Raw genomic sequence first — 21,986 nt, forward strand, 5'->3', positions numbered from 1 at the left:
TGCAGGGGGGACCCTGTGGGAGAGTAGGACACCGCCGGACAAACATTACGAAGAGCCGCCCACCACGTGGGCGGCTCTTCGCCTTTAACACCAACACCACGGAAAGGTGGCTCGTCGCACCGATGAGCGGCGCCTCGAACGCGAGCGCCGGCCGCTCGTCCTGGGTGAACAGGTCCGCGGGCGGAGACCCGCAGTACGGTTGAGTCTGACGAGACTCCCAATGACAGGAACAGCGTGAGCGAATCGAGCCAGGACTCGGCCGACCAGAACCGACCCGATCGGGCGAAGCAGGGCGACAGCGCCCGCGGTGGCGCGGGTGCGCGGAAGACGACGGGGTCTTCGGGCGACCGGCGGCCATCGAGCGGCGATCGCGGCGCGAAGCGCCCCTACGAGCAGCGCGACGATCGCAAGTCCTACGGTGACCGCAACCAGAAGCGCTCGTACGGTTCGCGCGACGATCGGAAGCCCTATGGCGACCGTGGTGAGCGGAAGCCGTACGGCGACCGCGATGGTCAGCGTTCGCACGGCGCTCGTGACGACCGGAAGCCGTATGGCGACCGCGGCGAGCGGAAGCCGTATGCCGACCGTGGTGAGCGGAAGCCCTACGGTGACCGCGATGGTCAGCGTTCGCACGGTGCTCGCGATGACCGGAAGCCGTATGGCGACCGCGGCGACCGGAAGCTGTATGCCGACCGTGGTGAGCGCAAGCCCTACGGTGACCGCGATGGTCAGCGTTCGCACGGTGCTCGCGATGACCGGAAGCCGTATGGCGACCGCGGCGACCGGAAGCTGTATGCCGACCGTGGTGAGCGCAAGCCCTACGGTGACCGCGATGGTCAGCGTTCGCACGGTGCTCGCGATGACCGGAAGCCGTATGGCGACCGCGGCGACCGGAAGCCCTACGGTGCTCGCGACGATCGCAAGCCCTACAGTGCTCGCGACGATCGCAAGCCGTACGGCGACCGCGGTGATCGCAAGCCCTACAGTGCTCGCGACGATCGCAAGCCGTACGGCGACCGCGGTGATCGGAAGCCCTACGGTGACCGCCGGGATGCTCCGCGCTCCGGTGGTCATCGAGACGACGAGGCGCCGCGCGAACGCTACGGTGCGGCCGACCTCGCGGTTCGCCCCCGTCACGACGACCCCTTCATTCCCGAGCGGATCGACCCGCGTGATCTCGACAAAGGTGCACGCGCCGAGCTGAAGACGCTCAGCAAGGAGAATGCCGACTGGGTCGCACGGCATCTCGTCGCGGCATCCGAGCTGCTCGAAGCGGACCCGGAACTCGCCCACCGACACGCGATGTCCGCCGCGCGGCGCGCCGGCCGAATTGCGGTCGTGCGCGAGACGCTCGCGATCACCGCCTACGCGACCGGCGACTTCACCCTGGCGCTCCGCGAACTCCGGACGTACCGCCGCATCTCGGGAAGCAACGACCAATTGCCGCTGATGGTCGACAGCGAGCGCGGCGTCGGTCGACCCGACCGTGCGCTCGAGGTCGGTCGTGCGGTCGATCGCGGCGAGCTGCCCGCGGCCGTGCAGGTCGGTCTCGCGATCGCGATGTCCGGCGCGCGCCTCGACCTCGAGCAGCCCGAACTGGCGCTCTCCGAGCTCGAGATCCCGCAGCTCGACCCCGATCGTGCGTTCTCGTACAGCCCTGCGCTCTTCTCCGCATACGCCGAGGTACTCGAAGAACTCGGCCGCGATGCGGAGGCCGCCGAATGGCGAACCCGTGCGGCTCGTGCCGAGGTCGCCCTCGGCGGCCCCGCCGAGGCGGAGTTCGTCGAGATCTTCGAACTCGAGGGCGACGACGAGGCTGAGGTCGACGTCGACGTCGCCGTCGTCGACGCCGAGACCGAGGCTGATGGAGAGGAACCGGTCGAAACGACCCCTGCGGCCCCCGAACTCGCCGAGCTCGAGGACCCTGGCGCCGTGCTCGAAGACGATGTGGCTGCGGTGCTCGCCGAGGGCGAGGCGCTCGACGCCGAAGCCTCATCGAGGTCTGACGGGGGCGACGCCGATGGCGCTGTTCCGCACCAAGACTGAGCCGTCGACGCCGCTCGACGGTGTCGACGCGGTCTTCGCCGATCTCGACGGGGTCGTCTACGCCGGCGCCGGCGCGATCCCGTATGCGGTGGAGAGCCTCAATCTGGTCAAGCCCGGTCGTGCACTCGGCTACATCACGAACAACGCCTCCCGCAGTGACGCCTCCGTCGCCGGGCACCTCGCCGAGCTGGGCCTCGACGTCGTGCCCGAAGAGGTCGTGACCTCGCCGCAGGCGGCGATGCAGCTGCTCGAAGGACAGGTCGACGCGGGGGCCCTCGTGATGGTCGTCGGCGGCGAGGGCATCGAGGTCGAACTGCGCAAGCGCGGGTACCGGGTCACCCGTTCGGCCGATGACGCACCCGACGCCGTGGTGCAGGGCTTCGCCCCCGAGATCGGTTGGAAGGACCTGGCCGAGGCGGCGTTCGCGCTCAACGCGCGCGGCGGTCCGGATGCCGCGACGCCCGGCATCCCGTGGATCGCCACCAACATGGACTGGACGATTCCGGTCGCACGGGGCATCGCGCCCGGCAACGGCACCCTGGTGTCGGCGGTGCACACCGCGGTCGGCCGGTTCCCGCTCGTCGCGGGCAAGCCCGAGACACCGATCTTCGAGGAGGCGCGTCGTCGCTTCGCGGCGACGACCCCCCTCGTCGTGGGCGACCGGCTCGACACCGACATCCTCGGAGCGAACCGCGCCGGCATGGCGAGCGCGATCGTGCTGACGGGCATCGATCGGGCGAAGCAGCTGCTCGCCGCCGACGCCAAGAGCCGCCCCGACTTCATCCTCGCCGACCTCAGGGGGCTGCACGAGCCGTATCCGATCGTCGAGCAGCGGCGCGGGGGCGCGATCCGCGTGCGCGGGGCGAAGGTCGTGGTCGAGGGCGGTCGCGTCGAGATCCTGTCGGACGGCGGCGATGCGCTCGATCTCTTGCGTGCGTCCTGCGCGGCGATCTGGAGTTCCGGCATCGCGATCCACGCACTCGACGTGCCGACGCGCCTGTATTCGTGATGATCGCGTCGGTGTCGGCGGCCCGGGGTACCGTGGACTCGTGAGCACTGACGACGACACCGACTTCGGCGCCGACGAGACGGGCGCACTCGGCGACGAGGCGCGCGCCGCACTGGCCGAGATCGACGACCTGCCGCTCGCCGAACGAGCTCCCGCCTACGATGCCCTCGCCGCGCGACTGCGTGACGAGCTCGAGCAGTCCGACCCGTCGCGCGTCTCGCCCCGGTGATGACCGAACAGCGACTCGACGCCGCACTCGCGAGCCGGGGTCTCGCCCGATCGCGCACGCACGCGGCGACCCTGATCGCCGGAGGGCTCGTGACGGTCGACGGCCGGCCCGTCGTGAAGCCGTCCGTGAAGGTCGCGCCCGACGCCGCACTCGTGGTCGCGGCATCCGACCACTATGTGAGCCGCGCCGCCCACAAACTGATCGCGGCGCTCGACGCGTTCGAGGTCTCGCCCGGCGGGCGCGTCGCGCTCGACGCAGGTGCCTCGACCGGTGGGTTCAGCCAGGTCCTGCTCGAGCGCGGCGCGAAAACGGTGCTCGCCGTCGATGTGGGGCACGGGCAGCTCGCGCCCCAGCTTGTCGACGCAGCAGGGCTCGTGCTCGTCGAGGGCTGCAATGTGCGCCATCTCACCGCCGAGTCGCTCGCGGCGTCGACGGGCGTCGCCGAGCGCCCGTCGCTCGTGACGGCCGACCTGTCGTTCATCTCGCTCCCGACCGTGCTGCCCGCACTCCGTGAGACGGCCGCGCCCTCGGCCGACTTCGTGCTCCTCGTGAAGCCGCAGTTCGAGGTCGGCCGAGGGGGAGTGCGCGAAGGCATCGTCCACGATGCGGCGCTGCGCTCCGAGGCCGTCATGAACGTGCTGTGGGCGGCCCACGATCTCGGGTTGCACACGGTGGGCGTCACCTCCTCCCCAATCGCCGGCTCCCACGGCAACCGCGAGTTCCTCGTGCATCTCAGCGCGACGGCCGGCTCCGATCCGTCAGAATGGTCGAGTCGGGTCGACGAACTGACAGGAGGAGCGCACGGGTGAACGACGCACGGCATTTCCTCGTGGTCTCCCACACCGGGCGCCAGGCTGCCCTCGAGGCGACGGGCGAAGTCTGCACGCAGCTGCTCGATGCCGGCGCGATCCCGGTGATCGCCGCCGAGCACTGGGACGACGTGCACACCTTCGTGCCTGCGCTGAACGGCGGTGTGGCCCGCTTCGAAGACATCGATCCCGGCCTCATCGAGCTCGTCATCGTCCTCGGCGGCGACGGCACCATCCTGCGGGCGGCCGAGCTGATCCGCGACGCTCCCGTCCCGCTGCTCGGGGTGAATCTCGGGCACGTCGGGTTCCTCGCCGAAAGCGAACGCGACGACCTCGGCTACACCGTCTCGCGGGCGTTGGCGCGCGACTACACGGTCGAGGAGCGCATGACGCTGTCGGTGCGCGCGAAGGTCGGCGACGAGGTCGTCTACGAGAGCTGGGCGCTCAACGAGGCGACGGTCGAGAAGGCCGAGCGCGAGCGCATGCTCGAGGTGGTCATCGAGGTCGATCGCCGCCCGCTCTCGTCGTTCGGCTGCGACGGCGTGGTGATGTCGACGCCGACGGGGTCGACGGCGTACTCGTTCTCGGCGGGCGGTCCGATCGTGTGGCCCGGCCTCGAGGCGCTGCTCCTCGTGCCGCTCAGCGCCCACGCGCTCTTCGCCCGTCCGCTCGTGGTGGGCGCCGACTCCTCCCTCGCCGTCGAGATCCTGCAACGCACCGAGACTTCGGCGGTCATCTGGTGCGACGGCCGACGCACCTTCGACCTGCCGCCCGGTGCCCGCGTGATCGTGCGCAAGTCCGACGTGCCGGTGCGTCTCGCGCGCCTCCACGAAGCACCGTTCACCGACCGGCTCGTCAACAAGTTCCAACTGCCCGTGACGGGCTGGAGGGGGCCGGCCGGACGTGAATGAGTCTTCGCTGAACGAGGGAGCCCGATGATCGAAGAACTGGGCATCCGCGACCTCGGCGTGATCGCGGAGGCGACGCTACCGCTCGGTGCCGGCTTCACCGCGGTCACGGGTGAGACCGGTGCGGGCAAGACGATGGTGGTCACCGCGCTCGGCCTGCTGCTCGGGGCCCGATCGGATGCCGGGGCCGTACGTTCCGGCGCGAAGCAGGCGTGGGTCGAAGGGCGCTGGATCGTCGCCGACGAAGGTCCGATCGCCGAGCGGGTCGCCGAGACGGGTGGCGAGATCGAGGCGGGTGAGCTGTTGCTCGGTCGATCCGTCTCATCGGAGGGGCGCAGCCGCGCCGTGGTGGGCGGCCGGAGCGCACCGGTGGGGGTGCTCGCCGAGCTCGGCGACGAACTCGTCGTGGTGCACGGTCAGGCCGATCAGCAGCGACTGCGGTCCGCCGTCGCGCAGCGCGAGGCGCTCGACCGCTTCGCCGGTCCGACGCTCGCAGCGACCATCGACGAGTACCGCGCGGTGTTCGAGCGCTGGCGTGCCGACGCCGCCGAGCTCACCCGGCTCAGAGACGAGCACGAGGCGCGTGCGCGTGAAGCCGAGGAGCTTCGGGCCGAGCTCGACGAGATCGAAGCCGCCGACCCGCAGCCGGGTGAAGACGCAGAACTCTCCGAGCGCGCCGATCGTCTCTCGAACCTCGAGGAGCTCCGGCTCGAGGCTGCGCAGGCGCGCGCGCTCCTCTCCGCCGACGAGATCGTCGATGACGCGCCCGACGCCGTGACGCTTGTCGAGGCCGCCAGACGGCACCTCGACCGGGTTGCCGCGCACGACGTCGCTCTGGTACCGATCGCCGAGATGCTGACGAACGCCGGCTTCCTGCTCGCGGAGGCGGCAGCCGAACTCGCGGGGTACCTCACCGGTCTCGACGCCGACGGGGCCCGTGAGCTCGAGATCGTGAACGAGCGCCGAGCGCTGCTCGGTGCCCTCGTCCGGCGGCACGGCGGCGAACTCGACGAGGTGCTGGCGTTCCGGCGCGACGGCGGGCTTCGGCTCATCGAGCTCGACGGCGACGACGATCGCATCTCCCTGCTCGAGGTTGCGGTCGAATCGTCGGCCGCCGACGTCGACCGGCTCGCGACCCGCATCACGGAGCAGCGCACCGACGCTGCGGCGCGTCTCGCCGAGGCGGTCACGCACGAGCTCGCCGCCCTCGCCATGCCCGACGCCTCGCTCACGGTGAGCGTCGAGCCGGTCGCCGAGCCCTCCGTGCACGGGCGCGATCACGTCGCGATCCTCCTGAGCCCGCATCCCGGTGCGGAGCCGCGTTCGGTCTCCCGAGGCGCGTCGGGCGGTGAGCTCTCGCGGGTCATGCTCGCGATCGAGGTCGTCATCGCCGGTAACGACCCGGTGCCGACGTTCGTCTTCGACGAGGTCGATGCGGGCGTCGGCGGCGCAGCGGCGATCGAGATCGGTCGTCGCCTGGCACGACTCGCCGAGCGCTCGCAGGTCATCGTCGTCACGCACCTCGCACAGGTCGCCGCCTTCGCGTCGAACCACTTGAGCGTCGTGAAGGGCACCGACGGTGCGGTGACCGCGTCGAGCGTCAAGCAGCTCGTCGGGGCCGAACGCGAGGCCGAGATGGCGCGGTTGCTCTCGGGTCTCGCCGACTCCGAGAGCGGACTTGCACACGCACGCGAACTGCTCGAGATCGCGTCGGAGCGCGCGGCCTGACGAGGGCGGCCGAAGGCCGGGAACGACGAGACCGGAGCGGTCTCGAACGAACGAAGGGGGAACGCGTGGGGCATGTCGGGACGACCGGTCAGGAACGTGGGTTAGAATATAAGCCCGTGGTGGATGAACGCGGAACAGCGCTGAGCGCAGACAATTCGAACACTGAGCCGACCAACGGCGTGACCAAGCACATTTTCGTGACCGGTGGTGTCGTTTCTTCGTTGGGCAAGGGCCTCACGGCAGCGAGCCTGGGCAATCTTCTGACGGCTCGGGGGCTCCGAGTGGTCATGCAGAAGCTCGACCCCTATCTGAACGTCGATCCCGGAACGATGAACCCGTTCCAGCACGGCGAGGTCTTCGTGACCGACGACGGCGCCGAGACCGACCTCGACATCGGGCACTACGAGCGGTTCCTCGACATCGACCTGAGCCAGGCGGCGAACGTCACGACCGGCCAGATCTACTCGACGGTGATCGCGAAGGAGCGCCGCGGCGAGTACCTCGGCGACACGGTGCAGGTGATCCCGCACATCACCGACGAGATCAAGCGACGCATGCGTCTGCAGGCGACCGAGACTCCGAAGCCCGACGTGATCATCACCGAGATCGGCGGCACGGTCGGCGACATCGAATCGCAGCCGTTCATCGAGTCGGCCCGCCAGGTCCGTCACGAACTCGGCCGCAAGAACGTGTTCTTCGTGCACGTGTCGCTGGTGCCGTTCATGGGTGCCTCGGGTGAGCAGAAGACGAAGCCGACGCAGCACTCCGTCGCCGCGCTCCGTTCGATCGGCATCCAGCCCGACGCACTCGTACTCCGGAGCGACCGCCCCGTCACCGAGGCGAACAAGCGCAAGATCGCGCTCATGTGCGACGTCGACGAGGGCGCCGTGGTGAACGCGGTCGACGTGCCGTCGATCTACGAGATCCCGACGATGCTGCACGAGCAGGGCCTCGACGCCTACATCATCGACTCGCTCGGCCTCGACGAGAAGTCGGATGCGGTCGACTGGTCGGGCTGGAGCGACCTGCTCCGCGTCGTGCACGACCCGAAGCACGAGGTCACGATCGGCCTCGTCGGCAAGTACATCGACCTGCCCGACGCCTACCTCTCGGTCACCGAGGCCCTGCGCGCCGGCGGCTTCGCGAATGAGGCGAAGGTGAAGATCGAGTGGATCCCGTCGGACGAGTGCAAGACCCCTGAAGGGGCGCAGAAGCACCTCGCTCACCTCGACGGCATCTGCGTGCCCGGCGGGTTCGGGGTGCGCGGCATCGAGGGCAAGCTCGGGGCGCTGCACTTCGCCCGTGAGAACGGACTGCCGGTGCTCGGCCTCTGCCTCGGCCTCCAGTGCATGGTCATCGAGTACTCGCGCAACATGGCCGGTCTGCCCGGCGCATCGTCGAGCGAGTTCGACCCCGACACGCAGTTCCCCGTCATCGCGACGATGGAGGAGCAAGTCGAGATCATCGCCGGGGGCGACCTCGGCGGCACGATGCGTCTCGGTCTCTACCCGGCCGCGCTCGGCGAGGGCACCATCGCCGCCGAGCTCTACGGATCGACCGAGGTGAGCGAGCGTCACCGTCACCGCTACGAGGTGAACAACGCGTACCGCGACCGCATCGCCGAGGCCGGGCTCGTGTTCTCGGGCCTCTCGCCCGACCGCAATCTGGTCGAGTTCGTCGAGCTGCCGCGCGAGGTGCACCCGTTCTACGTCGGAACCCAGGCGCACCCCGAGCTGCGCAGCCGTCCGAACGACGCGCACCCGCTGTTCCGCGGTCTCGTCGCTGCGGCGATCGAACGCCAGCAGGCGAGCCGACTGTTCGACGTCAACAATGGCTGAAACCACTGACGCGGTCGTCGGCGGTCAGGGAGACCTGCTCGCCGACGACCGCGTCGAGCTCCCGCTCGTCTCGAGCGAACGCGTGTTCGAGGGCCGGGTCTGGAGCATCCGGCGCGAGAGCTTCGAACTCGACGGCGAGGAGATCGTCCGCGAGTTCATGGACCACACCGGCGCCGTCGGCGTGCTCGCCCTCGACGAGCACGATCGCGTGCTGCTGATCAAGCAGTACCGGCACCCGATCCGCATGCGCGACTGGGAGATTCCCGCCGGGCTGCTCGACGTCGCCGGAGAGCCCCCGCTCCTCGGCGCGCAGCGCGAGCTGGCCGAAGAGGCCGACCTCGAGGCATCCGAGTGGGCGGTGCTCGCCGACTTCGCACCGTCCCCCGGCGGCAGCGACGAAGTGATCCGCGTCTATCTCGCTCGCGGGCTCCGAGCGGCACCCGAGGTGTTCGCCCGCGAGGCCGAGGAGGCCGAGATGGAGCTGCGCTGGGTGCCGCTCGACGACTGCGTCGACGCCGTGCTCGCCCGGCGCATCCACAACGGCCCGCTCTCGATCGCCGTGCTCGCGGCCCATGCGGCGCGCGCCCGCGGCTGGCAGGGGCTCGGCGAAGCGGATGCCCCGTGGCCGAACCGCACCGCGCCGGTTCGAGGCGCGACGGGGTCATGACGACGGCCGCGCTCGTCGACGGGTACCTGCGGCACCTGACCGTCGAGCGCGGGCTCGCGCGCAACACGATCGCGTCGTACCGGCGCGATCTCACGATCTACGCCGACTGGCTCGACGCCCGCGGGCTCGCCGATCCCGATCGGGTGCGCGAGGGCGACCTCGCCGACTTCGTCCGCTACCTGGGTGCCGACCGCGAACCCGTGCTCGCGACCTCGTCGATCGCCCGGGTGCTCTCGGCGGTGCGAGGGCTCCATCGCTTTCTCGCCGACGAGGGCGAGATCACGGCCGACGTGTCGAAGGAGCTCCGCCCGCCGAAGCTGCCGACGAGGCTGCCGAAGGCGATCCCCGTCGAGGACGTCGAGGCGCTCATCGCCGCCGCCGGTGGAGAGGAGCCGGCCGAACTGCGAGACCAGGCGCTCCTCGAACTGCTCTACGCGACGGGCGCGCGCGTCTCCGAGGCCGTCTCGCTGAACGTCGACGACCTCATCGACGACGAGGTCGTGCGGCTGTTCGGCAAGGGGGGCAAGCAGCGCGTCGTGCCGCTCGGCAGCTACGCCAGGCGGGCGGTCGGCGCGTATCTCGTGCGGGCGAGGCCGGTCTTCTCCGCACGAGGGCAGGCGACGCCCGCGCTCTTCCTCGGGGTCCGCGGCCGGCGCATGTCGCGCCAGGCCGCGTGGGACGCGAGCACCGCGGCCGCCGAGAAGGCCGGGCTCGAGGCATCCGTCTCGCCGCATACGCTGCGCCACTCGTTCGCGACCCACCTCCTCGAGGGCGGTGCCGATGTGCGCGTCGTGCAGGAGCTCCTCGGGCACTCCTCGGTGGCGACGACGCAGATCTACACCCTCGTCACAGCCGATACACTCCGGGAGATGTACACGGCAGCACACCCGCGTGCTCGCTAGAATCGACCAAGCCCAGATCGATCAGGCACCGCGCCGCCCCAGGAGAGAAGACGACACGTGACGCAGCACCAGCAGGACTCGGCGGTCGGAACCACCTCGCCCGGGCCCGAGCTCGGGCCGACCGGTCGACCGCATCGGGAGTTCCCCGACCCTGCGGCGCTCGCCTCGCACGGTCCGGCACGCATCATCGCCCTCTGCAACCAGAAGGGCGGCGTCGGCAAGACCACCACGACGATCAACCTCGGCGCGACGCTCGCCGAGTACGGCCGACGGGTGCTCGCGATCGACTTCGACCCGCAGGGCGCGCTGTCTGCCGGGCTCGGTGTGCAGACCCACGACGTGCCGACGATCTACGATCTCCTGCTCTCGCGGCAGTTCGAACCGAACGACGCGATCCAGCGGACGAGCGTCGAGGGCCTCGACGTGATCCCCGCCAACATCGACCTCTCGGCCGCCGAGGTGCACCTCGTCACCGAGGTCGCGCGCGAGCAGATCCTCGCGGGCGTGCTGCGCCGCGTCTCCGCCGACTACGACGTCATCCTCATCGACTGCCAGCCCTCGCTCGGCCTCCTCACCGTCAACGCGCTGACCGCGAGCCACGGCGTCATCATCCCGCTCGAGTGCGAGTTCTTCGCACTGCGCGGAGTGGCACTGCTGATCGAGACCATCGACAAGGTGCGTGACCGGCTCAACCCCGCGATCGAGCTCGACGGCATCCTCGCCACGATGTACGACTCGCGCACGCTGCACTCGCGCGAGGTGCTCGAGCGCGTCGTCGATGCGTTCGGCGACAAGGTGCTCGAGACGGTGATCACCCGCACGGTGAAGTTCCCCGACGCGACGGTCGCGGCGACGCCGATCACCGAGTTCGCTCCCGAGCACCAGGCGTCGAAGGCGTACCGGCAGCTCGCCAGGGAGCTGGTGTTCCGTGGCGCGGTCGCCTGAGGCGTCGGCCTCAGCGCACGAGCCGGCGACGGATGCCCCGCTGGGCGGCTCGGAGCCGAGGTTCCGAGTCGCGCTCACCAACTTCGAGGGCCCGTTCGACCTGCTGCTCTCGCTCATCGCGAAGCACGAGCTCGACATCACCGAGGTGTCGCTGTCGAAGGTCACCGACGAGTTCATCTCGTACCTGAAGGGGCTCGACTCCGAGGAGGAGCTCGACCGTGCGAGCGAGTTCCTCGTGGTCGCGGCGACCCTGCTCGACCTCAAGGTCGCGGGGCTCCTGCCGCAGGGCGAGCTCGTCGACGCCGAGGACGTCGCGCTGCTCGAGGCGCGCGACCTGCTCTTCGCCCGGCTGCTGCAGTATCGCGCTTTCAAAGAGGCGGCGCGCTGGTTCAGCGGCAACCTCGACGCCGAGGCATCGCGCCACGCGCGCACGGTGCGCCTCGAAGCGCAATTCCGGCAGCGTGCGCCCGAACTGGTGTGGTCGTTGTCCGCCGAGGACTTCGCGGCGCTCGCGACGTTCGCGCTCACTCCGCGGGAGATCCCCGTCGTGGGGCTCGACCACCTGCATGCGCCGCTCGTGTCGATCCGCGAGCAGGCGGCGCAGCTCGTCGCGATCCTTCGCCGGGGCGAGCCGGTCACTTTCCGGCAGCTGATCGCCGGGGTGGGGCAGCCGGGCGTCGTGGTCGCGCGCTTCCTCGCAGTGCTCGAACTGTACCGTCACGCCGCGATCGGCTTCGACCAGCTCGAACCGCTCGGCGAGCTGACCCTGCACTGGGCCGCCGAGAGCTGGTCCGACGCGAACCTCGAGAGCCTGGGGGCCGACTATGACGAATGAACCGCACCCGTGGGTTGAGGAGGGAGCGGAGCGACCGTCTCGAAATCCGTGGGTTGACGAGGGAGCGGAGCGACCGTCTCGAGACCCCGAAGGCGCGCCCGAAGGTGTCGCGTCGCCGCCTTCGTCGACCCCTCAGCCCGCGGAACACGACGGCCCCGAGCTCTCGGTCGCGACCCCGCTCGACGTGCCCGGGCAGCCCCGCCTCGACCTCGATCGCGCGATCGAGGCGATTCTCTTCATCGCCGACGAACCCCAGAGCGTCGTGCACCTGGCCGCGGCGGTCGCCCGCCCGGTCGCCGAGGTGCGGGCGTCGATCGCCCGCCTGCGGGCCGACTACGACGGCGAGGCGGTCTCGGGGGAGCCGCGCACCGATGTCCCCGCCGACGAGGGTGCGGCACGCAGCATCCGTCGGGGGTTCGAACTTCGCGAGGTCGGCGGCGGTTGGCGATTCTACGTGCGCGCCGACTACGACGGGCTCGTCACCTCGTTCGTCGTCACGCAGTCGTCGACGAGGCTCTCGCAGGCGGCGCTCGAGACGCTCTCGGTGATCGCGTACAAGCAGCCGATCTCGCGTTCGCAGGTCGCCTCGATCCGTGCGGTGAACGTCGATTCGGTCGTTCGCACGCTGCTCGGCCGAGGGCTCGTCACTGAGGTGTCGAGCGACCCCGAAACCGGCGCCATCCTGTACGGAACCACCGAGCTGCTGCTCACGAACCTCGGCATCAACTCGCTCGACGAACTGCCGCCGATCTCGCCGTTGCTCGACGACGGCCAGGAGGGATTCGACCTTGACCGATGAACGAGGCGCCGTGAACGACGGCCCGGACGGCAACCGGCAACGCCTGCAGAAGGTGCTCGCCTCGGCGGGCGTGGCCTCGCGCCGCGTCGTCGAGGAGTACATCGTGCAGGGGCGCATCGAGGTGAACGGCGAGGTTGTGACCGAGCTCGGCACCCGCGTCGACCCCGAGACCGATCTCGTCTCGGTCGACGGCGTCGCGGTGCAGCTCGACACCGCGAAGCGCTACTACCTGTTGAACAAGCCGGTCGGGGTGGTGTCGTCGATGCGCGACGAGCAGGGCCGGCCCGACCTGCGGCAGTTCACCGACGAGCTCGAGGAACGCGTCTACAACGTGGGCCGCCTCGACGCGGAGACGAGCGGGCTGCTCGTGCTGACGAACGACGGCGAGCTCGCGCACGTGCTCGCGCACCCGTCGTTCGGCGTCGAGAAGACCTACATCGCGAAGGTGCGCGGGCGGGTGGCCCCGCAGACCCTCCAGCAGCTGAAGAACGGCATCGTGCTCGAGGATGGACCGATCAAGGCCGACCGCGCACGCCTGCTTCAGGCGCAGGGGGACTCCCGCCACTCGATGGTGCAACTCACCCTGCACTCGGGCAAGAACCGCATCGTGCGCCGCATGCTGAAGGCCGTCGGCCACCCCGTGGTCGAGCTCGTTCGTCGCCAGTTCGGGCCGCTGCACCTCGGTACACTGAGGGCCGGTCAGCTGCGCGAGCTGACGAAGACCGAGCGGGGTCTGCTGCTCACGATCGCCCGGGAGGCGAGAGCCGCCCAGCTCGAGTCCGGAGCGGGCGAGGAGAACTGAGATGGTCGAGTCACGACTCACCGGGCCGGTGCGGGTCGTCGGGGCAGGTCTGCTCGGCACCAGCGTCGCGCTCGGGCTGCGTGCCCGGGGCATCGACGTGATCCTCGCGGATGCCTCGCCCACGCATGTGGCGCTCGCCGTCGACCTCGGAGCGGGTCGAGCCGCCGAACCGGGCGACGCGCCCCAGCTCGTCGTGGTGGCGGTGCCGCCCGACGTGACCGCTCGCGTCGTCGCCGAGGAGCTCGCGGCGTTCCCCGACGCGATCGTGACCGACGTCGCGAGCGTGAAGGCCGGCATCCTCGCCGAACTCGAGACCTCCGGCGCCGACGTCGCGCGCTACATCGGCTCGCACCCGCTCGCCGGGCGCGAGCGCGGCGGCCCGCTCGCCGCGCGCGCCGACCTCTTCGCAGGTCGCCCCTGGGTGGTCGCCGCCCACGACGCGATCAGCTACCAGCGCGCCGGCGCGATCGACGACCTCATCCTCGACCTCGGAGCGGTCCTCGTCGAGATGACGACCGACGAGCACGACCGGGGCGTCGCGCTCATCTCGCACGTGCCGCAGGTCGTGTCGAGCGTGATGGCGCGCCGATTCATCGACGCTCCGAGCGCCGCCCTCGGCCTCGCAGGGCAGGGCGTGCGCGACGTCACGCGCATCGCGGCGAGCGACCCCGACCTGTGGGTGCAGATCCTCGGAGCGAACGCGGCACCCGTGCGTGAGATCCTCGTCGCCCTGCGTGACGATCTCGACCGCTTCATCGACGCGCTCGGCGACCCCGTCGCGCCGGGCGCCCGTCGCCGCGTCGCCGAGGAGCTCGCCGGCGGCAATACCGGCGTCGCCAGGCTGCCCGGCAAGCACGGCACCGACAAGCGCTTCACGACCGTCACCGTCATGGTCGACGATCGGCCGGGGCAGCTCGCCCGACTGCTCGCCGAGATCGGCGAGATCGGCATCAACCTCGAAGACCTGCGGCTCGAGCACTCGCCCGGGCGGCAGGTCGGCCTCGCGGAGGTGCAGGTCGTGCCGGAGGCCGCCGAAAGGCTGAGCAACGAGCTGGCCGGACGCGGCTGGCGCATCGCCGGCTGAGCCGGCCCGCGATTCTCGAACATCAGGAAACATCTGGAGGCATCCGTGCAGTTCCCCTTCGTCGTGGCCGTCGACGGCCCGGCCGGCAGCGGCAAGTCGAGCGTGTCGAAGGCCGTCGCCCGGCGCCTCGGTTACGGATTCCTCGACACCGGCGCCGCCTATCGTGCGCTCGCGTGGCACGCCGAGGCCGCGGGTGTCGAGCCAGAGGACGCGGCATCCGTGGTCTCGTGCCTCGCGAGCTTCGACTACCGCATCGGCACCGACCCCTCTGGATACCGCGTGCACGTCGGTGCGACCGACGTCACCGATGCGATCCGCGACCCGCAGATCTCGTCGGTCGTGAGCCTCGTGGCCCGGGTGCCCGGGGTACGCACGCACCTCATCGAGCTGTTCCGCTCGATCATCGCCGCCGAGCAGCGCCCCGGCATCGTCGTCGAGGGGCGTGACATCACGACGGTCGTCGCCCCCGATGCCCCGGTGCGCATCCTGCTCACCGCCTCCGAAGAGGTACGGATGTCACGGCGTGCCGCCGAACTCACCGGTCACGACGCCGGCAAGACGGGGGAGCAGCTGCGGGCCCGCGACCGCGCCGACTCGAAGGTCGTCGACTTCACCAACGCCGCCGACGGCGTCACCGTGGTCGACTCGACCGAACTCGACTTCGACCAGACCGTCGATGCGGTGATCGCGGTCGTCGAGTCGGTCTCGGCCGAGTAGCGGGAGCGCGGGCCGCGGCCAGCGCGAGCTGCGGCATCCGATGTTCTCAGCATTCATACGGCAGACTGGGAGTCGCGCGCATTCGCGCCCACGACTTTCTGCAGGAGATATTCATGACCGACCAGCGCGACGAGTACGACGACGTCGCCGACGACCTGGCCGAGCGCCTCTCGGTCGTCGACGACGAACTCGCCGAGCAGCGGGCCGCAGCGCTCCGCTCCGGCCTCAGCGACTACGAACTCGACGACGACGACCTCGAGGTCCTCGAGATCTCCGAGGGCGGCGAAGAGGGCATCCGCTACCTCCCCGCGCTCCCGGTGATCGCGATCGTCGGTCGCCCCAACGTCGGCAAGTCGGCGCTCGTGAACCGCATCCTCGGCCGCCGCGAGGCCGTCGTCGAAGACACCCCCGGCGTGACGCGCGATCGCGTCTCGTACAAGGGCGAGTGGCTCGACCGCCGCTTCACGCTCGTCGACACCGGCGGCTGGGAGCCCGACGCCAAGGGCATCGACGCCTCGGTGGCCGCACAGGCCGAGGTTGCGATCGACCTCAGCGACGTCGTGCTCTTCGTCGTCGACGCGACCGTCGGCGCGACGTCGACCGACGAGCACGTCGTGCGGCTGCTCCGCAAGACGAACAAGCCGGTGTTCCTCGTCGCCAACAAGGTCGACGATGCCCGCCAGGAGTCCGAGGCCACTGCGCTCTGGAACCTCGGCCTCGGCGAACCGCACCCGGTCTCGGCCTTGCACGGCCGAGGCGTCGCCGACATGCTCGAAACCGTCTTCGAGAAGCTGCCGCAGGTCTCGGCCGTCGCGAAGGAGGAGTTCGGCGGACCTCGCCGCGTCGCCATCCTCGGCCGCCCGAACGTCGGCAAGAGCTCGCTGCTCAACAAAGCCGCCGGTGAAGAGCGCGTCGTCGTGAACGAACTCGCGGGCACCACCCGCGACCCGGTCGACGAGCAGATCGAGCTCGGCGGCAAGATCTGGCGCTTCGTCGACACCGCCGGCATCCGCCGCCGTGTGCATCTGCAACAGGGTGCCGACTTCTACGCGTCGCTGCGCACGCAGGCGGCGCTCGAGAAGGCCGAGGTCGCGGTCGTGCTGCTGGATGTCTCGCAGCCGATCTCCGAGCAGGATGTGCGCATCATCGACCTCGTGCTCGAGTCGGGCCGCGCGCTCGTGCTCGCGTACAACAAATGGGACCTCCTCGACGACGACCGCCGACGCTACCTCGAGCGCGAGATCGAGAAGGACCTGCACCACGTCGCCTGGGCGCCGCGGGTGAACATCTCGGCCCGCACCGGCCGCCACCTCGAGAAACTCGTGCCCGCCCTCGAGACCGCACTCGAGTCGTGGGACACCCGCATTCCGACGGGCAAGTTCAACGCGTTCCTCACCGAGCTCACGCAGGAGCACCCGCACCCCGTGCGCGGCGGCAAGCAGCCCCGCATCCTGTTCGGCACGCAGGCGGCGAGTCGCCCGCCGACATTCGTGCTCTTCACGACCGGGTTCCTCGATCCGGGCTACCGCCGGTTCATCCAGCGGCGCCTGCGCGAGATCTACGGCTTCGAGGGGTCTCCCATCGTCGTCAACATGCGCGTGCGCGAGAAGCGCCAGCGTTAGCCGCATGACGCGGGCGGGTGAGTGATCGCCCACCCGCGTTCTCGTTCACGGGTGCCGCGGTCGGCCTGCGGCCTCGGCGAGAAAGCGGCGCGTCGTCGTCAGTCGGCCAGGCGCCGCTGCATGATCGCGCGGTCGGCGTTGGGGCGAGCGACTTCGGCGAAGCCGGCGCCCACGAACATCGAGACCGTGCCGTGGAAGAGGTCGGCGGCGGCGATCTTCGGGTGGGTGCTGGGGTCGATGGCGTACCCCTCGACGAGCCGTGCGCCGTTCGCCCGCGCGAAGTCGACGGCAGCCTCGGCGAGTGCCTTGCCGACGCCGCGCTTGCGGTACGCGCGCGGAACGACGAAGCAGGAGACCGCCCAGATGCCCGGGTCGGAGAGGTCGGGGTCGGGCGTCGAGCCGGCTCTGCTGCAACCGGACGAGGTTCGCACGCGGCTCGACGGCGCACCAGCCGACCGGCACGTCGCCGTCGTACGCGAGCAGGCCGGGGCCGCTGCCGGGGGAGTCGATCTGCTCGCGCAGTCGGTCGCGCAGCGCTTCGTCGCCGATGCCGCGCCAGTTCTTTCCCGGGATCTTGTACCACTGGCACCAGCAGTGGGCGGGATCGCCCTTCGTGCCGAATACCGCCTCGACGTCGGCGAAGGGCGCGTCGGCCGCGGAGACGACGCGCAGGGGCGCAGGTTCGAGATCGTCGGTGAGCTCGGTGATCATGCCACAAGGCTATCGCCGGCCCCCGACATCACGGCGACGACCCGACGGACGGTTCATCCGCGTCGCATCGCGAGCAGGCCAGATAATGAAGCAAGGTAACTATGAAGTATCATCTTGATATGGATGTGACCCTGCTCGACCGACTGCTGCAGATCGGCGAACTCTTCCAGCGCGACATGGCGCGCGCCTTCGCCGGCACCGGCTTCACACCCGCGCGTCTCCGCGTGCTCTGGGTCCTCCAGCACGACGGTTCGATGACGCAACAGGCGTTGGCGGCCCAACTCGACGTCACCCCGCGCAACGTCAGCGGGCTCGTCGACGCGCTCGAGGCATCCGGGCATGTCCGACGCACGCCGCACCCGAGCGACCGCCGTGCGGTGCTCGTCGAACTCGCGCCGCGCACCGCGCGCATCATGTCGCGGATGCAGCGCGAGCACGAAGAGCTCTCGGCGACCCTGCTCGACGCCGTGGCCCCCGCCGATCGCGCCGCCGTCGAACGAGGCATCGGCGCGATCGCCGACCGCCTCGCGGTGCTCGTCGAGGACGCAGAGGAAGGCGCAGAGGCATGAGCACGACGACGAGCGCTCGCCCCGAGGCATCCATCTGGCTGCGTCTCGGCCGCCTCGCGAAGCGCGCGCTCGCGATGGAGCTCGCGGTCTACGCGAGCATCGGGCGGTTCGTCGTGCGGAGGCCGGCGATCCCGCGCGGCGCCGTCGGGTTCGGCTACCACCGACCGGTGATGACCATCCTCGTGATCTTCATCGTGCTGTCGGCCGTCGAGATCCCGATCATCGATCTCATCGTCCACCGTTGGCCGGCGGTGCGCATCACGATGCTCGTGCTGGGCATCTGGGGGCTGACGTGGATGCTGGGGCTCCTCTGCGCCTACCTGATGCGGCCGCACACCGTCGGGCCCGGCGGCATCCGCGTCCGGGCCGGCCTCGAGACCGACCTCGCGCTCAGCTGGGACGACATCGCCTCCGTCGCGCGGCGGAAGCAGGTCGACGAGCCCAAGTCGCCGAAGATCGTCGAACAGGATGCCTCGCGCACGCTCTCCGTGCGCATGAACAACGAGACCGACATCGAGATCGAATTGGAGGCGCCGACCTCGGTCCGTCTGCCCGGTCACGGGGCTGGCGGCGGGCTCCAGGAAATCACCGCACTGCGTATCTGGGTCGACGACCCCGCCGGCTTCATGGATGCGGTGCGGCATCACCTCGCGCCGGTGCACGAGGAAGGGCCCGGCCGAGGCCGCTGAGCCTCCGATGTGTCAGACGACCCTTCCGGATACCGCTATGATGGACAAGTTGCCTCGGTGAGACTCCGGAGCATCGGGCTGTGGCGCAGCTTGGTAGCGCACTTGACTGGGGGTCAAGGGGTCGCAGGTTCAAATCCTGTCAGCCCGACCAGAAAGTCCCGGAAACCTAAGGGTTTCCGGGACTTTTGAGGTTCAGAGATTTGATCCTCCCATCGAAACCCAGCTATTCGTCAGGTGAGGTGTCCGCCCCGCTGGGGGTCTGCACGCGACCGCCCCGGTCGATCGCAGTAGCGGCGGCCCCCTCTCCGGTCTGCGTCCGGCGGTGTCACGGGCTTCGACGCGGTCGCTGCGCTCGGTGGGGGCGACGAGCGCGAGGTGCCGGTCCGCGGTCCAGCAGATGAGCCGCCCGTGCTGGTCCCTTGTGCGGCCGAGGATGCCGGCATCGGCCAATTCGACCAGGGTGTTGTGCGCCGCGGTCGTCGAGACGCGGTGCTGCCGGGCAGCGGACTCGGCGGTGAGGACGGGGTGGTGGCGAGACCGTCGAGGATGCGGCCGATGACGGCACCGCGTCGCGGGACCGCCGGGCCGCGGTCCTGGGTCCGGCGGCAGGGTGATCAGCTCCTCGCGCGTGCGTGCGTCGAGCGCTGCGACATCGGCGGACATGCCACAATTCGGATGCGCCGCCCTTCGTGGTGGAGGTGGCGACGCACCGGGATCTCGACGGACCTGCTGAGTGACGACGACGAAATGCGTTCACATGAGAGCGCGGTCGTCGGAGCGCGGGAGCACGAGCCCCCGGTCGAACAATCGCTCCGGATCCACTTGGTCGGCGGTCCGGCCGAGCCGCTCACCCGTCGCTCCAGGCCAGGCCCGAGCCGCTTCGGTCGGACGGGTGTCGGTCGAGTAGGCGCCGTACGATCCCGTGCTGCTTTCGCGCAGTGCAGCGAAGCTCTCATCGGCGGCGTCGGTCCCGAGCGGGTGGATCCAGGTTGCGGCGAAGGCCTCCTGGTGCCGCCCCGCCCACGCTGTCGCACCCGCCGGAACGTCCGAGACTGCGCCGCCCAGCGCCCGGATCTCTCCGAGCATCGTCGCGCGGTGCACGAGTGCGGATGACATCGCCTCCCCGAGCGCCCGGTCGGCTCGATCGATCAACGCGGCGCGCATCTCCAACGGTTGCTGACGGGTGTGCGAGCCGCCGCGATGCGGCACGAGCCGGGGATACGGGAGCGCGACCGTATGGTGGTCGAGCACTCGGCCGAGTGCGAGCGCCGACTCGAGCACCGGTCGTGCGGTCGCCGTGTCGTCGTTCGCCCAGACGTTCTGCGCCCGAACCCAGGTACGGCCGTCACCCATGGCCTGCATCATCAGGAAGCTCTCCGCCTCGCGCGGTGCCCCGTTGATCCAGCTACCCCAGCGCTCGACGAATCCACTCAGATCGTCGACCGCGTACTCGACCTCCTGGTGCAGGATCGGTGCGCCGGGGGCGCCGGAGCCGATCATCGGTGCGTCCAGGATGAAATCGACCGCGATGCCCGCGTGAGTGGCGCCGCCGCGGAGCGCCCAGAAGAGCTCCGGGTCCTGCTCGTCATCGACCCACCTGATGCCGCCATCGGCCGTGACGACGCGGACGCGCCGGACATGGTCGAGAGTCAGTCCCTGGGAACGGGCGAAGTACCCGATGCCGCCCGAGGTGGCGATGCCGCCCACACCGGTGGGTCCCACGTTTCCGCTGGTCAACGCCCGGCCGTGCGGCGCGAGCCGGGCGGACACTTGACCCCAGGTGGATCCGGCGCCGACCCGCACGAGCGATGCGGAGGGGGCGAGCTCTTCGAAGCCCGACAGCTTCGAGAGATCAATCACGATGCCGCCGTCGTTCGTCGACGCACCGGAGATGCCGTGACCGCCGGAGCGCACGCTGAGCGGCACCCGCTCCCCGGTGAGTCGGCGGACCTCCGCCGCGTACATCACGGCGGATCGGACTCCCTCCTCGGTTGCGGGCTGGAAAACGGCGGTCGGGCTGCCGATCCGCATGTAGTTGGAGCGGGCGTGCGCGTACGCCGGGTCACCCGCGGTCACGACGATCTCGGCCAACGACGGCGCGAGGGCCGGCCAGCGAGGGTCGGGTCTGAGACCGTGTGCGGTCGAGCGCATCCGGTTGCCGGACGACTCGTTCACGACGCGTCTTCTGCCGGGGTCCGGCCCGAATGAGCCGGAATGCGAACGTCGCTGCTCAGTTCGGCGAGCGCCGTCTTCGCCTGTTCGGGGCGCCGGAGCACGAACTCCGCCGACCGCTGAGCACCGTGTGCGAGCGCCACGGAGAGCGTGGTGGCATCGTCCGCGTCGACGAAGTCGGGCCGTCTCCAGCCCCGTCGCCTGAGGTTGAGGTTGCCGAGCACGATGGAGAACACCCGTCGTGCGTCGCCGGCCTCCTCGGCGATCACCCGGCGCATCATGACCAGCGAGGACTGCGCCATCGAGATGACCGACGCGCCGGGGACGGGAACCACGCCTGACGCACCGATCACGAGCTGCAGGGTGCCGTCGGGGCTCAGGCGAGGCAGCCAGGCGCGGGCCGCCGCTGCGTAGGCGCTCGTGACCTCGATGAAGTAGCGCTGCCACGTGGTCTCGTCGACGCCCCAGAACGGCGCGCCGCTCCACCAGCTCCCGAGGGTGGCCACCACATGGTCGACCGGTCCGTGCTCGGCGAGGATCACTTCGGCGGTCGACTCCGCCCCGGCGAACGAGACGTAGTCCCCGACCAGCATTCGAGGGCCCGGTTGGAGGGACCTGACGACGGGGTCATCCCGCAGCAGCGCTGCGCGCGCCTCGGTGCGGGACGGCACGATCACGTCTGCGCCGGCCGAGAGGTGGGCGCGAACGAAATGCTCACCGACCGAGCCGGTACCGCCGAGTACGACGGTGCGCCGACCGACCAGCGGAGGGGAAGATTCGGTCTCCTCGTTCATCGTGTGCTCCGCCCATTCGCACGGGTCGTCCGTGAGGGGCGCAGGGCGCCGCAGTCGGCCATATGATGTTCCTTTCTGACACGGCGAGCGGATCTCGGTCGCGTCGCGAGC

The 21,986-nt window shown here is 70.2% G+C and carries 21 protein-coding genes and 1 tRNA gene; 19 read left to right on the forward strand and 3 right to left on the reverse strand.

Translation table 11 applies throughout. The features are described 5' to 3' along the window. Nucleotides 1-234: 234 nt before the first annotated feature. The 16 genes from H516_RS22735 to der all read left to right on the forward strand — a co-directional run bounded on the left by H516_RS22735 (nt 235) and on the right by der (nt 16,940). Entirely contained in the window at nt 235-2,046 is a 1,812-nt protein-coding gene (locus H516_RS22735) for a hypothetical protein (protein ID WP_022890045.1), read from the forward strand. Further along, nucleotides 2,021-3,055 (forward strand): HAD-IIA family hydrolase, encoded by a 1,035-nt coding sequence (locus H516_RS0112465; protein ID WP_022890046.1) that lies wholly within the window; start codon nt 2,021-2,023, stop codon nt 3,053-3,055. The genes H516_RS22735 and H516_RS0112465 overlap by 26 nt, the downstream gene beginning before the upstream one ends. Before the next feature lie 40 nt (nt 3,056-3,095). Next, nucleotides 3,096-3,284 (forward strand): hypothetical protein, encoded by a 189-nt coding sequence (locus tag H516_RS0112470; RefSeq protein ID WP_022890047.1) that lies wholly within the window; start codon nt 3,096-3,098, stop codon nt 3,282-3,284. After that, the gene (locus H516_RS0112475) at nt 3,284-4,093 is read left to right on the forward strand and encodes a TlyA family RNA methyltransferase (protein ID WP_022890048.1); all 810 of its coding nucleotides are present in this window, start codon (nt 3,284-3,286) and stop codon (nt 4,091-4,093) included. Before H516_RS0112470 ends, H516_RS0112475 begins: the two co-directional genes overlap by 1 nt. Next, nucleotides 4,090-5,004 (forward strand): NAD kinase, encoded by a 915-nt coding sequence (locus tag H516_RS0112480; RefSeq protein ID WP_022890049.1) that lies wholly within the window; start codon nt 4,090-4,092, stop codon nt 5,002-5,004. The genes H516_RS0112475 and H516_RS0112480 overlap by 4 nt, the downstream gene beginning before the upstream one ends. A gap of 24 nt (nt 5,005-5,028) precedes the next feature. Then, a complete protein-coding gene (gene recN, locus H516_RS0112485; protein WP_022890050.1) occupies nt 5,029-6,729 on the forward strand; it encodes a DNA repair protein RecN in 1,701 nt (566 codons plus the stop codon). Nucleotides 6,730-6,869: 140 nt separating this feature from the next. Beyond that, complete coding sequence (locus H516_RS0112490) at nt 6,870-8,567, forward strand: CTP synthase (RefSeq protein WP_084620706.1); 1,698 nt, start codon at nt 6,870-6,872, stop codon at nt 8,565-8,567. Beyond that, nucleotides 8,560-9,234, forward strand: a complete 675-nt coding sequence (locus H516_RS0112495; protein ID WP_022890052.1) for an NUDIX domain-containing protein — start codon at nt 8,560-8,562, stop codon at nt 9,232-9,234. Before H516_RS0112490 ends, H516_RS0112495 begins: the two co-directional genes overlap by 8 nt. After that, nucleotides 9,231-10,136 carry a site-specific tyrosine recombinase XerD gene (xerD, locus tag H516_RS0112500; RefSeq protein WP_026378729.1) on the forward strand — a complete coding sequence of 302 codons (906 nt, stop codon included), beginning with the start codon at nt 9,231-9,233 and terminating at the stop codon, nt 10,134-10,136. Before H516_RS0112495 ends, xerD begins: the two co-directional genes overlap by 4 nt. A gap of 57 nt (nt 10,137-10,193) precedes the next feature. Further along, on the forward strand, nt 10,194-11,081 hold the full coding sequence (locus H516_RS0112505) for a ParA family protein (protein WP_022890054.1): 888 nt from the start codon (nt 10,194-10,196) through the stop codon (nt 11,079-11,081). Then, nucleotides 11,065-11,916, forward strand: coding sequence for a segregation and condensation protein A (locus H516_RS0112510; RefSeq protein WP_022890055.1), 852 nt, complete (start codon nt 11,065-11,067; stop codon nt 11,914-11,916). The genes H516_RS0112505 and H516_RS0112510 overlap by 17 nt, the downstream gene beginning before the upstream one ends. Nucleotides 11,917-12,100: 184 nt before the next feature. Next, complete coding sequence (gene scpB / locus H516_RS0112515; RefSeq protein ID WP_022890056.1) at nt 12,101-12,715, forward strand: SMC-Scp complex subunit ScpB; 615 nt, start codon at nt 12,101-12,103, stop codon at nt 12,713-12,715. Then, on the forward strand, nt 12,705-13,517 hold the full coding sequence (locus H516_RS0112520) for a pseudouridine synthase (protein WP_425393479.1): 813 nt from the start codon (nt 12,705-12,707) through the stop codon (nt 13,515-13,517). The genes scpB and H516_RS0112520 overlap by 11 nt, the downstream gene beginning before the upstream one ends. A gap of 1 nt (nt 13,518) precedes the next feature. Next, the gene (locus H516_RS0112525; RefSeq protein ID WP_022890058.1) at nt 13,519-14,601 is read left to right on the forward strand and encodes a prephenate dehydrogenase; all 1,083 of its coding nucleotides are present in this window, start codon (nt 13,519-13,521) and stop codon (nt 14,599-14,601) included. 45 nt (nt 14,602-14,646) lie between these two features. Continuing rightward, a complete protein-coding gene (cmk, locus tag H516_RS0112530; RefSeq protein WP_022890059.1) occupies nt 14,647-15,318 on the forward strand; it encodes a (d)CMP kinase in 672 nt (223 codons plus the stop codon). 113 nt (nt 15,319-15,431) lie between these two features. Then, on the forward strand, nt 15,432-16,940 hold the full coding sequence (der, locus tag H516_RS0112535; RefSeq protein WP_022890060.1) for a ribosome biogenesis GTPase Der: 1,509 nt from the start codon (nt 15,432-15,434) through the stop codon (nt 16,938-16,940). Nucleotides 16,941-17,038: 98 nt separating this feature from the next. On the opposite strand, the gene H516_RS22415 is transcribed toward der, so the two are convergent. Then, a complete protein-coding gene (locus H516_RS22415; protein ID WP_051138825.1) occupies nt 17,039-17,371 on the reverse strand; it encodes a GNAT family N-acetyltransferase in 333 nt (110 codons plus the stop codon). Between the two features lie 399 nt (nt 17,372-17,770). On the opposite strand from H516_RS22415, the gene H516_RS19970 reads away from it, so the two are divergent. The 3 genes from H516_RS19970 to H516_RS0112555 all read left to right on the forward strand — a co-directional run bounded on the left by H516_RS19970 (nt 17,771) and on the right by H516_RS0112555 (nt 19,060). After that, nucleotides 17,771-18,220 (forward strand): MarR family winged helix-turn-helix transcriptional regulator, encoded by a 450-nt coding sequence (locus H516_RS19970; RefSeq protein WP_022890061.1) that lies wholly within the window; start codon nt 17,771-17,773, stop codon nt 18,218-18,220. Continuing rightward, complete coding sequence (locus H516_RS19975) at nt 18,217-18,909, forward strand: hypothetical protein (RefSeq protein WP_022890062.1); 693 nt, start codon at nt 18,217-18,219, stop codon at nt 18,907-18,909. Before H516_RS19970 ends, H516_RS19975 begins: the two co-directional genes overlap by 4 nt. 74 nt (nt 18,910-18,983) lie before the next feature. Then, a tRNA-Pro gene (locus tag H516_RS0112555) sits at nt 18,984-19,060 on the forward strand. A gap of 602 nt (nt 19,061-19,662) precedes the next feature. On the opposite strand, the gene H516_RS0112560 is transcribed toward H516_RS0112555, so the two are convergent. Both H516_RS0112560 and H516_RS0112565 read right to left on the reverse strand, forming a co-directional pair. Then, complete coding sequence (locus H516_RS0112560; RefSeq protein WP_022890063.1) at nt 19,663-21,084, reverse strand: FAD-binding oxidoreductase; 1,422 nt, start codon at nt 21,082-21,084, stop codon at nt 19,663-19,665. Next, on the reverse strand, nt 21,081-21,875 hold the full coding sequence (locus H516_RS0112565) for an SDR family oxidoreductase (RefSeq protein ID WP_022890064.1): 795 nt from the start codon (nt 21,873-21,875) through the stop codon (nt 21,081-21,083). Before H516_RS0112565 ends, H516_RS0112560 begins: the two co-directional genes overlap by 4 nt. Between the last annotated feature and the right edge of the window lie 111 nt (nt 21,876-21,986).

The organism is Agromyces italicus DSM 16388, from assembly GCF_000421545.1.
GTDB lineage: Bacteria > Actinomycetota > Actinomycetes > Actinomycetales > Microbacteriaceae > Agromyces > Agromyces italicus.

Excerpts from the sequence above, each read along its gene's own strand:
- H516_RS0112465 (WP_022890046.1), top strand. The coding sequence starts at position 2,021 with ATGGCGCTGTTCCGCACCAAGACTGAGCCGTCGACGCCGCTCGACGGT.
- H516_RS0112475 (WP_022890048.1), top strand. The coding sequence starts at position 3,284 with ATGACCGAACAGCGACTCGACGCCGCACTCGCGAGCCGGGGTCTCGCC.
- recN (WP_022890050.1), top strand. The coding sequence starts at position 5,029 with ATGATCGAAGAACTGGGCATCCGCGACCTCGGCGTGATCGCGGAGGCG.
- H516_RS0112495 (WP_022890052.1), top strand. The coding sequence starts at position 8,560 with ATGGCTGAAACCACTGACGCGGTCGTCGGCGGTCAGGGAGACCTGCTC.
- xerD (WP_026378729.1), top strand. The coding sequence starts at position 9,231 with ATGACGACGGCCGCGCTCGTCGACGGGTACCTGCGGCACCTGACCGTC.
- H516_RS0112525 (WP_022890058.1), top strand. The coding sequence starts at position 13,519 with ATGGTCGAGTCACGACTCACCGGGCCGGTGCGGGTCGTCGGGGCAGGT.
- der (WP_022890060.1), top strand. The coding sequence starts at position 15,432 with ATGACCGACCAGCGCGACGAGTACGACGACGTCGCCGACGACCTGGCC.
- H516_RS19970 (WP_022890061.1), top strand. The coding sequence starts at position 17,771 with ATGGATGTGACCCTGCTCGACCGACTGCTGCAGATCGGCGAACTCTTC.
- H516_RS19975 (WP_022890062.1), top strand. The coding sequence starts at position 18,217 with ATGAGCACGACGACGAGCGCTCGCCCCGAGGCATCCATCTGGCTGCGT.
- H516_RS0112565 (WP_022890064.1), bottom strand. The coding sequence starts at position 21,875 with ATGAACGAGGAGACCGAATCTTCCCCTCCGCTGGTCGGTCGGCGCACC.